General features: G+C 68.2%; 11 protein-coding genes. 3 read left to right on the plus strand and 8 right to left on the minus strand.

The window, feature by feature from the left end:
* Both HMPREF0975_RS13305 and HMPREF0975_RS13310 read right to left on the minus strand, forming a co-directional pair.
* A partial coding sequence (locus HMPREF0975_RS13305; RefSeq protein ID WP_009234726.1) for a glycosyltransferase family 2 protein occupies positions 1–775 on the minus strand: 775 nt, incomplete at its 3' end.
* Entirely contained in the window at positions 772–1,821 is a 1,050-nt protein-coding gene (locus tag HMPREF0975_RS13310; protein WP_009234727.1) for a glycosyltransferase family 2 protein, read from the minus strand. The genes HMPREF0975_RS13305 and HMPREF0975_RS13310, both read right to left, overlap by 4 nt.
* 132 nt (positions 1,822–1,953) lie before the next feature.
* Between HMPREF0975_RS13310 and HMPREF0975_RS13315 the strand changes: the two genes are divergently transcribed.
* Positions 1,954–3,087 (plus strand): glycosyltransferase family 2 protein, encoded by a 1,134-nt coding sequence (locus tag HMPREF0975_RS13315; protein WP_009234728.1) that lies wholly within the window; start codon positions 1,954–1,956, stop codon positions 3,085–3,087.
* A gap of 72 nt (positions 3,088–3,159) precedes the next feature.
* On the opposite strand, the gene HMPREF0975_RS13320 is transcribed toward HMPREF0975_RS13315, so the two are convergent.
* The 4 genes from HMPREF0975_RS13320 to HMPREF0975_RS13335 all read right to left on the minus strand — a co-directional run bounded on the left by HMPREF0975_RS13320 (position 3,160) and on the right by HMPREF0975_RS13335 (position 10,233).
* Positions 3,160–4,131, minus strand: coding sequence for a diaminopimelate dehydrogenase (locus HMPREF0975_RS13320; RefSeq protein ID WP_009234729.1), 972 nt, complete (start codon positions 4,129–4,131; stop codon positions 3,160–3,162).
* 269 nt (positions 4,132–4,400) lie between these two features.
* On the minus strand, positions 4,401–7,454 hold the full coding sequence (locus HMPREF0975_RS13325; RefSeq protein WP_009234730.1) for a LamG domain-containing protein: 3,054 nt from the start codon (positions 7,452–7,454) through the stop codon (positions 4,401–4,403).
* 449 nt (positions 7,455–7,903) lie between these two features.
* Positions 7,904–8,572, minus strand: a complete 669-nt coding sequence (locus HMPREF0975_RS13330; protein ID WP_009234731.1) for a hypothetical protein — start codon at positions 8,570–8,572, stop codon at positions 7,904–7,906.
* 155 nt (positions 8,573–8,727) lie between these two features.
* On the minus strand, positions 8,728–10,233 hold the full coding sequence (locus HMPREF0975_RS13335; RefSeq protein WP_009234732.1) for a hypothetical protein: 1,506 nt from the start codon (positions 10,231–10,233) through the stop codon (positions 8,728–8,730).
* A gap of 677 nt (positions 10,234–10,910) precedes the next feature.
* On the opposite strand from HMPREF0975_RS13335, the gene HMPREF0975_RS13340 reads away from it, so the two are divergent.
* Together HMPREF0975_RS13340 and HMPREF0975_RS13345 are read left to right on the plus strand one after the other, a co-directional pair.
* Complete coding sequence (locus HMPREF0975_RS13340; protein ID WP_049939975.1) at positions 10,911–12,044, plus strand: DUF1972 domain-containing protein; 1,134 nt, start codon at positions 10,911–10,913, stop codon at positions 12,042–12,044.
* A complete protein-coding gene (locus tag HMPREF0975_RS13345) occupies positions 12,041–13,216 on the plus strand; it encodes a glycosyltransferase family 4 protein (RefSeq protein ID WP_009234734.1) in 1,176 nt (391 codons plus the stop codon). The genes HMPREF0975_RS13340 and HMPREF0975_RS13345 overlap by 4 nt, the downstream gene beginning before the upstream one ends.
* Before the next feature lie 93 nt (positions 13,217–13,309).
* Here the strand turns inward: HMPREF0975_RS13345 and HMPREF0975_RS13350 are convergent, their stop codons facing one another.
* Together HMPREF0975_RS13350 and HMPREF0975_RS13355 are read right to left on the minus strand one after the other, a co-directional pair.
* A complete protein-coding gene (locus HMPREF0975_RS13350) occupies positions 13,310–14,203 on the minus strand; it encodes a hypothetical protein (protein ID WP_009234735.1) in 894 nt (297 codons plus the stop codon).
* Between the two features lie 113 nt (positions 14,204–14,316).
* The gene (locus tag HMPREF0975_RS13355; RefSeq protein ID WP_009234736.1) at positions 14,317–15,051 is read right to left on the minus strand and encodes a CDP-alcohol phosphatidyltransferase family protein; all 735 of its coding nucleotides are present in this window, start codon (positions 15,049–15,051) and stop codon (positions 14,317–14,319) included.
* Positions 15,052–15,061 lie beyond the last annotated feature (10 nt).

Here is a 15,061-nt window from a genome sequence, read left to right on the forward strand (position 1 = left end):
GGCCAGTTCGACGCGCACCGAGGTGGCGGCGTGGGAGCGCTGCCTGCGCAGGATCCAGGGGCGGGCGAGTCGGGAGGCCGGGACGTGGTCTCGCACGCGCGCCTCGTCGCACCAGCGGATGACGCCCCCGGCGGCACTCAACCGGCGAGTGAAGAGCGTGTCCTCTCCCCCGGTCGGCGCCGAAGGCCTCGTCGAAGCGCAGCCCCTTCCGGCGCACAAAACCCAGGTCCAGCAGCAGGCAGTTGGAGGCCGCCACCGGACGGATCGTGCCAGTGGGCCAGGTCTTGCGCACGAAGAACTCCCCCTGGCGCACCCACTCCTCCGGCTCGACCTCGTAGACCGGGATGACGGGCCCGGCCACCGCCTGGCAACCGGTCGAGGCTCGCATCCCCACGAGGGCAGCGAGCCAGCCGGGTTCGGGTTCCTCATCATCGTCGATGAAGATCAGCAGGTCGCGCTCGGGGGTCTCATCGAGGGCGCGGTTGCGCACCGCCGCCACACCGGGGCGCTCCTCGACGACGTAGCGCACACTCACGCTCCCCGGCTCCATCGGCTCGTCCGACGAGGTGCGTACCACCACTGCGGCATCGGCAGCCGCGGCGAGGGCGGCCTCGCGCGCCGAGCCCGGCGCGTCGTTGTCGATGACGAGGACCTCGACGTCGGAGACGATCTCGCCACCGGCCTGCTCCACGGCCTGCCCCAGAACCCCGCTGATGGCCCGCTTCAGGTCCTCGGGGCGTCGGAAGGTGGGGATGGCGATCGTCAACCGGCTCATGCGGCTTTCCTTCCGGTCTGCCGCCCGCCCCGCCGGTTGCGCGGGCGGCCGTACTCGCGCACGTGCATTCCCAGCGCGCCCATGACCATGCCCAGCCCCCCGCGCGAGGAGACCTCATAGCGGGCCTGCGCGGACACATCGCCGCGTAGGCGGGCCACGCCGGCGCGCAGTCCATCAACACCGGCCTTAGCCAGTCCCTTGACGCCGTAGCCCAGGCGCAGCCCCAGACGCGCCAGCACTCCGGCGGCGCTGCCGTCGGCGGGTTCGACCGCGTCGATACGCACCCGCGCCCAGGAGGAGCCCGAGCGCAGCGAGCGCTCGAGTACCCAGGCGCGCGTGGCTCGGGCCGCGGGCACGCGCTTGGTGACGACCGCCCCGGCCGCGAAGCGAATGACGCCTCCGGCTCGGGTGAGCTGGCGGGTGAAGAGGGAGTCCTCGCCTCCGGTGAGCCCGTAGCGCGGGTCGAATCGCAGCTCCAGACGCTCGATGAGCCGCAGGTCCAGGAGCAGGTTGCCGGTGTCGGCGCTGGGCACCTGGGCGCCGTCGGCCGCCTCCCAGGAGTCGAAGGCGCCTGAGGCACTGACCCACGGCGAGGGGTCGGCCTCGAAGGCCGGCGGCGTGGGGCCGGTGACAGCGGCACTGCCCTGGGAGCGCCAGGTACTCACCAGGGCGGTCAGCCAGCCCGGAGCGGGGATCTCGTCGTCGTCGATGAAGACGAGGGCATTGGCGCCATGGGCCCTGTCCAGGGCGCGGTTGCGTCCGGCAACGATCCCGGGCTCCGGCTCGTGGACGTAGGCCAGCCTCGACACCTCGGGCAGTTCAGCGACCCCGGTCGACTTCGCCCGCTCGGCCATCTGCGCCGCTTCGACCTCCTGAGCGGATTCGACGACGGCGCGCGCACCGCCCTGCGGGTCATTGTCGATGATGAGAATACCCGCTGACTTGTCCGGCCCGGAGAACTCCGCAACCTGTTCCAGCAGATGCGGAATGACCTGCGCCAGGTACTCATTGCGCCGGTAGGTGAGCATCGCAATGGTCACGTGCACGTTCAGCCCCGTCCTTCCTCCCGCCCGCCGGCGGCTCACGACTTGATATCAGGGCCTAACGGTACTATCACAGGCCGGGAACACCCCCCACGGTCCAAGCACCCGCCCCGCACCCGGAAGGCTCCTGCCCCCATGACCGCCACCCCTGAGCCAGCCCAGCGCGCCGACGCCGCAACCGCCGAACCAGCCGGCCCCGATCCTGTCGGGGCCGTCGGGACCGCAGGAGACGAGGAGACCGTCGACGGCGCGACCGACGGCGCCCGCGACCGGTCAGGCCACGAGCTGCTCTCCCGCACGGCGGTCGTCGTTGTCAGCTACGACTCAGCGGCACTACTGGAGCGCACACTGGCGCGCGTGGCCGAGGACTCCCCCGAAGCCCATATCGTCGTCGTCGACAACTATTCCACGCCCACCGCCCGCGAGGAGCTGGTGGCGCTGGCCTCCTCGCATGGTTGGGAGGCGGTCCTGCCGGAGACGAACACGGGTTTCGGGGGCGGCATGAACCTGGGGGCGGCCCGAGCCCGCGAGCTCGGCGCTGACCTGCTGGTCCTGCTCAATCCCGACGCCGTCATCGGTCGGGCCGACCTCATCCGGCTCGCGGCCCGGGCTCACGGGGACCGGCTGGCCCTGGTGGCGCCGGTGCTCAAGGACTCCAGCGGCCGCATCGTCTCCGACGGGATCGTCGTGTGCCTGGCCGACGGCTCGATGCGCTCGCGCCGCTCGCCGCGCCCGATCCCCCCGGGCGGCACCCAGCCGTGGCTCTCGGGCGCCTGCCTGGCCCTGTCGACGGATCTCTTCGAGGCGACCGGGGGCTTCGACGCCCGCTACTTCCTGTACTGGGAGGACGTGGATTTCTCGGCCCGGGTACTGGCGGTCGGCGGCAGCCTGGACCTGGCGCGCGACGCCGTCGCCGTCCATGACGAGGGCGGTACCCACTCCGGGTCCGCCGAGTCCGCCGGATCCTCCGAGTCCGGGGACGGCGAGCAGGAGGGCCGCGCCAAGTCGGACATCTACTACTACTACAACGTGCGCAATCGGCTGCTGTACGCGGGCCTGCACCTGGACCGGTCCGCACAGCGCCGGTGGGTGGCTACCGCCGGCCGGGCCGCCCGGGAAATCGTCCTGCGCGGCGGCAGGCGCCAGCTCCTGCGCTCTCGGCGCCCGCTCATCACGGCGGCGCAGGCGACCCGCGACGGTCTCAGGCTCCTCCGGGCCGCCCGTCGTGGGGAACTGCCCGACATCGACCGGCCCCTCATCCGCGGCTGATTGCGCTGTTCTTCCGCCGTCCCGCCGCCGGCTCGGCGTCGGCGGCGGGACACCTCTCGCTATCCGCGCGCCTCACAGGTAGTGGGCTCGCAGATCCTCGGGAGTCGTGGCGGACAGGTCGGCGAGTGTCACGTCGAAGACGGTGCGCGCACCGGACTCGCCTCGAGCGGCCAGCCTCGCCACCGCGCGCGCCATGGCGACCAGGACCGAGCCGGTGAACTCCGGGTTGGAGCCGAGCTGCAGCTCGAAGCTCACGGTCTCGGCGACACCGTCGGAGGTGTGCCCACGACGGATGACGGAACCGCCGTGCGGGATACCGGCGTGCTCGGAGGCCAGCTCCTCGGCGGTGATGAAGGTGACGGTGGTGTCGTAGTCGGCGAAGTAGTTGGGCATCTCCACGATCTCCCGCTCGATGCGGGCCAGGTCGGCACCCTCCTCAGCCACCACGTAGCAGTCACGCGTGTGCATAGAACGGGTGGTCAGCTCGACGTCATCGCCGGCCTTGACCGCAGCAACGGTCGCCTCCACCGGGCGGGTGTACTGCTTGGCGTCCACGACGCCATCGATGCGGCGCAGGGCGTCGGAGTGCCCCTGAGAGACGCCGGGCCCCCAGAACGTGGTGGTGGCGCCGTCGGGCAGAACAGCCTCACCCAGGACCCGCAGCATGGAGAACAGGCCCGGGTCCCAGCCGGTGGAGATCAGGGCGACGCGCCCGGAGGCCTTGGCGGCGGCGTCGACGGCGGCGAAGTGCTCGGGGATGCGGGCGTGGGTGTCGAAGGAGTCGACCGTGTTGAACAGGGCTGCGGCGGCCGGGGTCTGCTCGATCAGGTCGGTGGCGGAGCCTCCGCAGTTCAGGCATACGTCGACCTTGTCGGCCCAGGCGGCCATGTCGTCCACGTGGGCGACGGGGGCGCCCTGAGTGGTGACCGAGGCCGGGTCGCGCCGGGTGAAGACGACGACGAGCTCCATGTCCTTGTTCTTGGTGATGGCCTGCTCGGCGCCGCGGCCAAGGTTGCCGTATCCGTTAATCGCTACCCTGATCATGGTTCCTCCTGGTGGGTTTTTGCTACAGGACGATCCTAGGGACGGTCCATGTTGCCGCCGTGTGACGTATCGGGAAGTGACCAAGCCGTGAGCGGTAGGGCTGCAGGCGCCCGGCAAGGTCCGTGCGCTAGCGGAGGATACGGATCACATCGACGCCGAAGCGCCCCCGGTCCGCGGACAGCTATTCACCGTGCGCACTGATACGGGCCGGGCCAGGAAGAAGCAGGTTCTTCCTGGCCCGGCCCGTATCGGCGCTGCGCCTGACGGCGTCAGTGCTGCTTGACGGTGACCTTGTCGACCGACAGGGTGACGGTCTCGGGACCAGCCGAGCTGGACATGTAGGTGGTCAGACCCACAGTGCCGGCCCCGTTGAGGGTCTTGTCGTTGTCGACGGTCTCGATGCCCCACTCGGCGGGCTCGGTGTCTCCAGCCCAGAACTTGGTCTGGATGCTGGTGGACTCGGCACCGTCAACCACCATGCGCAAGTGAAGGGGCTGACCGGCCGTGTAGGCCTGCGGCAGGACGTAGGTGCCCAGGGCCGTCTCCCGTCCCTTGACCACGCGCGAGACCGTCACGACCGGGTTGCCGGCGCTGCCGATACGAACCGTGGCCTGGTACTGACCGGCCTTAGTCGTGCGGGCTGCGTAGGAGATGAAGGCACCGTTCCCGGAGGGAACCGAGTCCAGGGAGAAGTCCACGACGGCGTCGGTAGACGTCGACTTGATCTCCTCGGAGATGATCGCGGCCGAGGAACGCGGACCGGCCATGGCGATGCGGCCACTGGTGCCGTCGACAGAGAAGGCCGCGGCGTTCCAGGAGGTCTTCCAGGAGCCGCCGGTGTTGGCCTTGCCCCAGCCGCCGTTCACGCTGCGCTCGAAGGAGTCGTCCAGCAGGGCACTGCCCTCGGGCTGCTTGTCCTTGTCCTTATCCTTGCCGCCGTTACCCTTGCCGTTGCCATCGCCCTTGTCCGGCTCGACCTGCTTACCGGTGGCGGCGGTGTAGTGCTCGGCGATCTGGCGGGCGGACAGCGGCGTGCTGTAGACGGCGGCCTCGTCGATGTCGGCCTGGATGTTGGTGTTGGAGGGCTGGCCGTTGACACCGTTGAGCGTGTCCCCGCCGATGCGCCAGTACCCGGAGTAGCTCTGACCGGCGGTCATGGTGGCATCGAAGGCGGCGAGATTGCCGTCCACGTAGAGCATGGCGCCGGAGGTCGGACTCATGGAAGCCACGATGTGGTGCCACTGTCCGTCGTTGTAGCTCTTGGGCGTGGTGATGGTGGTCAGCCTGCCCGGGTAGAGCATGAAGCTGAGCGCGCCGTCGTTGCGCATGTACACCAGACGGTCACGGCTCCATGACTGGTTGGTCGCCGAGGAGCCGTAGCCCATGATCTGCCCGCCAGAGGTCGAGGTGGTGCGAACCCATGCCTCCATGGAGAAGGCTGTGGGGGCCTGGGAGGCGACCCGCGTCGCGGCATGCGACTTGTTCTTGGAGTCCGAGGTCATGGCCAGCGAGGCGCCGGAGCCCAGGACGGACTCACCGCCGCGCTTGTAGGCTTTGCCGCGGATCGTCATGTTGCGCTGGGCCACGAAGTCCTCGGCCTTGTCGCCCTCGGTCTCATCGAAGGACCAGTAGTGGGCGGCGCCGTCGGCCAGGACGCGGGAGCCGTACTTGCTCAGGCCCTGGCCCTCACCGGCCTTGACCGTCACCCAGTCCGAGACCGTGGAGGCGCCCCACTGGTCGGTCACCTGCACCCGGTAGCGGTGAGTGCTTCCGGGGTCGACGACGTCGGTGGCACTGAGCTCGGAGCGCTCCCAGAAGCCGGCGGTCACCGATTGGCTGGAGACCGGCTGGCCGTTCATGGAATCGCGGTAGACGTTGTACGTCAGCGTCTTGTCATCGCGGTCCCAGTTGGCCTTGAAGGACAGGGACACGACACCGGCGCGCGGAGAGGAGCCGGTGACTTTGAAAGCGCCACCCTTGTCCATGGGGCCCTGCTTGTTGGGGGCGATGTCGCGACGAGCGAAGCGCACCAGCCCCTGCTGGGCGGTGCCGTTGACGGCCAGGAACTCGCCGCCGTAGACGACGTACTTGTCATTGCCCTCGACAGTCCAGGTGGCCTGGTTGGCACCGGAGATCTTCCCCGGCGTGAAGTCGGGGTAGAAGTTGAGGTTGGTAGTGGCGTTCTGGCCCTCGTAGTCCTGATAGCTGCCGTTGTGGGTCGCCTGGACCGTCCCGGTGGAGGCGTTCGTGTAGGCCACCGCATTGTGATAGTGGTTGGCGACGTCGGGGAAGCCACCGATGTTGGAGCAGTCGTGGGAGTGGCTGGCGGCGTAGACGACGTCGCCGGCAGGCAGCACATCGTAGGAGTCGCCATGGCAGTCGGCCATGTAGTCGATGTCCCCAGTCTTCCAGTTCAGGCGCATGACGCCCTCGAAGGAACCGGTCTGGGAGTAGCTCGCGGCGTACAGGCCCTGCTCGTCGGCCTTGACGCTCATGACCGAGGCCCAGGCGCCGGCTCCGCGGACCACAGAGGTGGCATTGTTCTTGCGCAGGCTGCCGTCGCTCTCGAGGATGGCGAGGCCGTAACCGGGCTTGTCGCTGCCCGCGACGGACTCGAAAGCGCCGCCGATGGCCACGGCCGAGCCGTCAGAGGCCTCCACGATGCTGCGGACGTAGTAGTTGTCGACCTTCGGCGCGAAGCTCGTCAGCTGCTGGGTGCTGAGGCTGAGCGCGGCGGCGCGCTGGCGGGCCGAGGAGTTGATCTGGGTGAAGGCGCCACCCATGTAGAGGGTTGAGCCGTTGGCGGAGACGCTCAGGGTCTTAACACTGCCGTTGGCGGAGGCGTTCAGCGGGACACGCTGGCCGTCGGCGGCCCCGACTGCACCGATGCGCCACGCCGTCTGGTTATTGAGCTCCGTGAACTCGCCGCCGAGGTAGAGGGTCTGGCCGTCGGCGGAGGCGGCGATCGTGTTGATCGTAGCGTTGGTGGTGGGAGCCCAGTCGAGGATCTCACCAGTGTTGATGTTGTAGGCCATCGCGTTGCGGCGCGGCGACTCGTTCTGGCCTGCCGGCGAGCCCGCCGGACGGACCGAGGAGAAGTAGCCAACGGCGTAGACGATGTCGCCCACCACAACCTGGTCCCAGACAATGCCGTTGATCTGGGCGGTGGGCAGGGCGTCAGCGGAGACGGTGTTGGGGGTACCGGCAGCACCGGCAGGGGCCGGGTCCGCGGCGGCTGGCGCCGCCGGGGCTAGTGTGACGGCACCGAGGGGAACAAGAGCCGCAGCCAAAAGGCCGCTCAGGAGTCGGCGGGGGAGCTTCACAGGTATTCCATTCAGAACATACGCAGATCACGGACACACAACCTTACGAATGGCTGGTACTCCGCGCCCGGCCAGGGTCGCCGGGCTGGCTCATAGTACACCGAGCACAACACGATTGCCGAGCATTTAGCACATACCACAATACGGGGACACCCTCGAACTAGATCGACCTTTCGGTCAGATCACGCGGATTTCTAGTCGTCCCAAGACCTACGTCGTCACTGGCCGCCGTAGTCACCGAATCCACTCAACACACCTAGACATCGCTCAGGTCGACCTCAGAGCATTCTCAGGCGATGTCACGATGAGGCAACATCCGCCCGACCGCGTCGGTCCGCCTCACGCATCGAGGCGCCACCCACGCTCGCCTTGACGAGCTGTAGGTGGCGCCTCGACACAATGATGCCGGGTGCACCGCGCGGGGCCGCACCGATCGGGGCTGATCCGGGTCAGCCCGCCGACCCCCGGAAGGTGGCGGCACCGTGGTCGGCTCCCAGATCAACGGAGACCTTGACGTTCCCGCGTCCGTCGGCCGGGACGACGAAGGCGCGGTTGACGGTCACCGTCTGACCGGCGGCGAGCGTAGCGGGCACCGCATCGGAGGCCGATACGATCTCACTGGCGGGCGTTCCGCTCCCCTCGCCGTAGTTCACCGTCGTAGACAGCACGCTGGCCAACGGCAGGTCCTTGCCGGAATTGTTCGTCACCGTCACCGGCACCAAGACGCCGGAGCCTCCAATCTCGCCCGGGCCGCTGGCGAAGTCCTGCGCCTGCAGCTGCCCCAAGGAGATGACCACGCCCCCGTCGATGCTGACGGACTTGTCCAGCGGTACCTCGGGGTACTCGTCCTTGGACAGGTCGCCATTCTCGACGGCCTTGGGATCGATCGCGGAGGGGTCCGGGGTGGTGACGGAGCCATCCGACGGTGACGCGGGCGCCTGCGTGGGCTGTGCGGTCTGGACTGTTGGAGTGGCGGCGGCCGACGACGCGGCGGGCGCCGAGGCCGAGCCGCTGGCGGACGCGGACGGGGCGGAGGAGCTGGCGGCGCTGTGGGACTTCCCGCCTCCGCAGGCGGCCAGCCCCACCCCCAGCACCAGAACGGCGGGCAGGATCAGCATTCGAGTTCGTGACACGTGCCGAAGCGTACGACCTCCATCACGGCGGGCGCCGCCCCCGGCGACCACTGAGTCCGGAAGCACACCACAGCCACCTATAGAACCGGAAGATCCGGCGGAAAACTTGCGGCCATCAGTCACTCCGGAGGACCTCATGGTCACCACCACCACCAGCCGTCGTTCTGGTTGTTGTCCCAGTCATCCTGGTCCCAGTCGCCCTCCTGGTTGTCCCAGTCGTCCTGGTTCTTCTTGTTCTTCTTCTTGTTCTTCTTATCCTTCTTGTTTTTCTTCTTCTTGTCCTTGTCCTTACCGTTGTCACCGTTGTCGCCGTTGTCTCCCTGGTCGTTGGCATCGCCCCCGCTCGCGGAGAAGCGGACGAGCCCCTGCTGGGGAGTGCCGTTGACGGCCAGGAACTCACCGCCGTAGACGATGTACTGGCCATTGCCCTCAACAGTCCAGACGGCCTGGGTCAGTCCGGTGTAGCTACCGGTCGCGAAACCGGGCAGGAAACCGTTGTACTGGGTGGGCGCGGGCTGCCCCTCAAAGTTGGTGTATCCCCAGACACTGTTGCGCTTCACGGTTCCGGTAGCCGTGCTGGAGAAGCCGACAGCGTGGTGGTAGGTACCACTCTGCTCCCCGTCGGAGAAGCCGCCGATATTGCTGCAGTCGTGGGAATGACTGGCAATGTAGATGACGTCACTGGTGGGCAGCACGTCGTAGGTGTCTCCGTGGCAGTCGGCCATGAGATCGATGTCCCCGCCGGTCCAACTGGCCCGGAACATCCCCTCGAAGGCTCCCTCCTGGGAGTAGGCGACAGCGTAGACGCCCCGGGAGTCGGACTTCAGACTCATGAATCCGGAGTCCTTCCCAGCGTTGCGGACAACGCTGGCGATATTGGTATGCCGCAGGGACCCGTCCTTCTCCAGGATGGCGACGCCGTAACCGTCGGAGGAGCCCCCCACCGAGGTGAAGGAGCCGCCGATCGCCACTGCGGAGTTGTCGGCGGCCACCGTGATGGAGCGCACCATGAAGTCATCGACCTGGGGGGCGAAGCTGGTCACCTTGTTCGTCTTCAAATCCACAGCACCGGCACGCTGGCGCGACGAGGAGTTGATCTGGGTGAAGGAGCCGGACATGTAGAGGGTGGATCCGTCGGGCGAGAGCTCCATGTCCATGACCGCTCCGTTGGCCGATGCCCCCAGCGGCTTGCGCTTACCGGCAGCATCCACCGCGGCGACGCGGTAGACGGTCTCGTCGTTGACGGAGGTGAAGTTGCCGCCGAGATAGATGGTGGATCCGTCGGCCGAGGCCTCAACCGAGCTGATCTTGCCGTTGACCTTCGGAGCCCAGTCGAGCAGCGCACCCGTGGTGATGTCATAGGCCATGGCGTTATAACGGGGGGACTCGTTCTCACCGGCAGCGGCACCGGCAGGGCGAGCGTTATGGAACTCCCCGACGACGTAGACCGTGTTGCCCACAACCGCCTGATCCCAGACGACGCCGTCGATCTGAGCGGTGGGAAGGGCCTGCGGGGAGGCGAGAGCCGTCTGCCCCGGGGCAGCGGCGGCCGGCGGCGCAGCAGCGGGAGCGGCGAGTGCGCCAAGAGCGAGAGGGAGGGCAGTGAGAACCGCCCCCACACTGGAGACAGCACGGAAAGGATGCACGAGTGCTCCGTTCTTAAAGACGTGAGGGAACTTGGGTAAGCGGCGCAGTGCGACGGGGCGACCCCGCCTTCGACCTAAGCGGCGAATGGCGAGACCGGCGCCAGTCACGAGGTTATTACAGCGGTAACGCTTTGGTAACAGTTCGAGAGAAGTTCACCCCACCACTTGTTGTGGAATCAATCACCAATCGAACGGTCCCACCCCTCTGGTTGCTTTTTCCACAGACAGCCTCTCATCAACTCACGCCATCTTCCACACCTGATTCTCGCCTGGAATGTCCAGCCCCCACTCAGGTGGAGTAGACCACTCGCACCGGAACCGGACGGAGCACTCCGTCCGCCGTTGCAACGGCGCGCCGGCACGGTTCCGCATCTGAGCGATTCCGTTCACCATCGCTTATGTCGCGCGAGCGCAGCCCCACCAGCTCTACACTGCTGACCAGGTGTACCGGGCGCAGGCGGTGCGATCAGCCCAGCGGGTGCCGTGAGCCCGCGGGAGAGAGCCCCGACTCGTCGTTGTCACCGCTCCCCGGTCCCCCTCCTCGGCGATCCTTCAACCGATGCCGTACTCGACGATCGCATTCGACCGGGATCGCCGGTTCTCATCCCTTACCGGCTCCGCCGCCCTTCGAAAGGACTCCGTTGACTGCTGTGAACCCGGACAGGCTCCGCATCGCCATGATCGGGACGCGAGGCGTCCCCGCCCGGTACGGGGGGTTTGAAACCGCCATCGAAGAGGTGGGCCGGCGCCTGGCCGACCGCGGCCACCAGGTCCTCGTCTACTGCCGCAACCCCGAGCCGGACACGCCCCTGCCCAACATCTACCTGGGGATGCGGCTGGTCGAGCTGCCCTCGGTCAAGAACCGCAGTCTGGAGACCCTGTCGCACACTGCCCTGTCGGTGGCCCACCTGCTGCGCCGTACCCATCCGGACGCGGCCTTCGTCTTCAACGCCGCCAACTCCCCCTTCCTGCCCGCGCTGCGGGCCGCCCGCGTCCCGGTGGCCACCCATGTCGACGGTCTGGAGTGGCGCCGAGGCAAGTGGGGCCCCACCGGCAAGCGTTATTACCGCGCGGCCGAGGCCCTGGCCGTGCGCTACTCCGACGCCCTCATCGCCGACGCCCAGGGCATCGCCGACTACTACGCCGACGAGTTCGACGCCCCCACCGACCTCATCTCCTACGGCGCACCCCGCATCAAGGCGGACACCTCGCGCCTGGCCGAGTTGGACCTGTCCCCCAAGGGCTTCCACCTGGTCGTGGCCCGCTTCGAAGTCGAGAACCACGTCGACGTCATCGTTGAGGGCTACGTGCGCTCCGACGCCGCGCTGCCGCTGGTCGTCGTCGGATCGGCCCCCTACGCCGACGAGTACACCGCCCGCATCGAGTCCCTGGCCGACGACCGGGTTCGTCTCCTCGGCGGTCTATGGGACCAAGAGTTGCTGGACGCCCTCTACGCCGGCGCCCTGGTGTACTACCACGGCCACTCCGTTGGCGGTACCAATCCCTCCCTCCTGCGCGCCATCGGCGCCGGGGCCGCGGTGGACGCCTTCGACGTCTCCTTCAACCGCGAAGTCCTGGGCGAGGCCGGCCGCTACTGGACCTCGCCCGACGACGTGGCCGCCTTGGTCGCCTCCGCCGAGTCCGACGCCGGGGCCCAGGCCGCGCGCGGCGAGGAGTCTCGTGAACGCGCTGCACTCTACGACTGGGACGAGGTGGCCTCCGGTTACGAGGCCCTGGCCCAACGCCTGGCGCTCGAGGGCCCGACTCGCCACCGTCCCTCCGGACGCCGCACCGGGAAGGTGAGTCTGTGAGCCGGGGCGAGGCGGGAGGCGACCGCGCCAATACCGCCCGGATCCTCGTGGCCCATCCTTCCCCCGACCTTTACGGCTCGGACTGGCAGCTGGTCGAAACCATCCATGGGCTCATCGATGCCGGTCACGAGGTCCTCGTGGCCCTGCCCCTGGACGGTCCCCTGGTGGGGGTGCTGCGCGAGGCCGGCGCCCGCGTGGCCGTCATGCCGTTCACGGTCCTGCGTAAGGCTCTGCTGAGCCCCAAGGGCCTGATGAGACTGTCGGCGCAGGCGGCTCCGGAGGTTGCGCGCCTGCGCGCAGTCATCCGCGCTAGCCGGGCCGAGGCGGTCCTTACCAACACGGTGACGATCCCGTGGTGGCCGGTGGCCGCGAGCGCCGCCGGCATCCCGGTCCTGGCGCACGTCCACGAGGCCGAGGACACCCAGCGCAGGATCCTCCGGGCCGGGCTCAACGCCCCGCTCCTGGCCGCGTCCCGGATCGTGGTGAATTCCGGGGCCGCCCGCGACGCCCTCCTGGACGCCCAGCCCCGCCTGGCCTCGCGCACAGAGGTGGTCCACAACGGGGTCGCTGGTCCGGACCAGCCCCTGAAGCCCCTGCATCGTCGCCGGCCCGGCGATCCGTTCCGGATCGCCATGGTGGGGCGCCTTTCCCCGCGCAAGGGCGTGGACGTGGCTCTGGACGCCACCGGGCTGCTGCGCGATTCAGGGGTGGAGGCCTCCTTGAGCGTGTGCGGATCGGTCTTCCCCGGCTATGAGTGGTATGAGGAGGAGCTGCGCGAGCGTGCCGCCCGACCGGACCTGGACGGGCACGTCGAGCTGCTAGGTTACGTGCGCCCCACCTGGCCCGTCCTGGAGGCCGCCGACGCCGTCGTCGTGCCCTCACGGGCCGAGCCCTTCGGCAATACGGCGGTCGAGGCGATGCACGCCGCCCGACCGCTCGTGGCCTCCCGGGTCCAGGGCCTGGCCGAAGTCGTCACCGACGCGGTCACCGGTCTGCTCGTGCCCGCCGACGACGCCGAGGCCCTGGCCGAGGCACTGGGGACCCTGGCGGCGGACCCGACCCTGGCGGCCCGGCTGGCCGAGCAGGGCGCGCGTGAGGCGGCCGAGCGGTTCTCCGTGGCCGGCTACCGCGCCGCCATGACCCGGATCGTGGACGAGCTCCTCGAGCGCTGAGACCCCAGCCGGTTCCACCGAGACCGACAGATTTCGCGTAGCCCTACAGAAAAACCGTAGGGCTGCGCGAAAGATGCCCGGCTCGGCCGGGTACTATCGCCGGGCGGGGCGCAGGGGGTCCTCGGCCAGCCCCAGGGACAGGCTGAAGTCGCCCTCGAGGGGCTGATCGGGCCTCTCGAAGGGCACAACGCCGTCGCACAGGAAAACGGCCATCTCCACGAAGCTGGAGAAGGAGGCCCCGATGAGATGCTGGGAGCTGGCCAGCAGGTAGAGGTCAACCAGTCCCGAGCGCACGCCGGTGGTGGTGTTGTAGCCGCCCTTGTCGGTCAGGAAGACGCAGCCGTCGAACTCGCCAGCCAGTTGCTCCTGGGCCTCGGGGGTGTCGCAGGACAGGAAGAAGGGGACGTCGGGGTGGTCGGCGCGGATCTGGCGCATCCGGTTCGCAAACCACTCCACCGGCGAGGACTCGATGGTCTTGGCGTGGGAGACCGCGTGGGTACGCACTTGGACGCCCACATAGGGGCGGCCGCGCAGGTGGGTGTCGTAGATGGAGCGCACCTGATCGGCGATCTCGTCGACGGGGGTGAGCTCGCGCAGCAGCTCGGTCCAGGGACGCGGCCCGGCGTCCACCCCGTCCTGCGTCCATGCCGGGTCCTGCCAGGTGATGGGCAGGCCATGGGAGTGGATCTGCCACAGGTGAGCACGGCGCAGCGCGGGCGTCACCTGGACGCCCTTGGGCGGGCGGTATCGGGCTAGGGGAATGAGCGCTCTGGAGACCAGGCGCGAAACCGAGGTGCCCCCTTGGAAGTGCCACAGCTCATCCATGCGGGGGCCGAAGTACTCATCGGTGCTCCACACGTAGTAGAGGTCTCGATTTTCGACCCGGGCGAGCTCCTGGGCGGACAGCAGCGCGCGCACACGGTTGCCCAGACCGTCCCTGCGCCCGGTATAGACCAGTAGCGCCTTGTGACCAGTAATCAGAGCCATAAGATTCCTTAAGCGAAGGTTGTTGGAGGGGAGTTACTGAAACGGCCGTCACATTGAAGGCCCGCCAGCCGGCCGCAGAGGATTCCCGAGGCTCGACGGCGGGCGTCGGCGGGCTACCGGGCGTCGCGCCGCAGGTCGCGGTACCACTTGGGCAGTGCCAAGACCACGTAGCCCGCGTACCCCACGAGCATGACGCCGTAGATCCACAGGAAGACCGTCGGGGCGAAGCGGGTCATGAGCACGAAGCACATGAGGCCGTAATCCGTGGGGGCGGACAGGACCGACTTGATGATGCCCGGTCGAGCCTCATCCTTGGCCATGGGAATACCGCCGTGATAACGCAGTTGATAGGTCAGGATGTAACTGAAGAAATGGATATTTTGGACCGCCCCGAAGGCAAGAGGAATAAGCAGGATCGAGGGAGGCAGATCCGTAAACCGGAAAAGAGAGATCGCAATGGCTCCGTGAATTGTCGATAACTTGATGACATCGGCAACATGGTCAAGCCATTCGCCGGCTTTTGAACCCCCGTTGCGCAATCTTGCCAACTGGCCATCGGCGGCGTCGAGAGCATATCCGAGCATGAGCAGAAGGGCGGTCGCCACAGTGGACACGACTGCGGGACGCCACAGGGCGATGAGGGCGATGCCGGTGTAGGTGCACAGCGCCGAGAGCACCGTGACCTGGTCCGGGGTCGCGCCCAGCCGGTGGGCGATCGCGGCCAGGACCCGCCCTGCGGGGCGGTTGATGACGCGGGAATAGAGGGGGGCGCCGGCCTTGGACTTCTGGGCGCGGGACAGGGCCCTGATGTTCTCGGCGATGGTGGGGGAACTGACAGGGGAGCTCATGAGGCATCTC

It is taken from the genome of Actinomyces sp. oral taxon 849 str. F0330 (assembly GCF_000239715.1).
In the GTDB taxonomy this organism is placed as follows: domain Bacteria; phylum Actinomycetota; class Actinomycetes; order Actinomycetales; family Actinomycetaceae; genus Actinomyces; species Actinomyces johnsonii.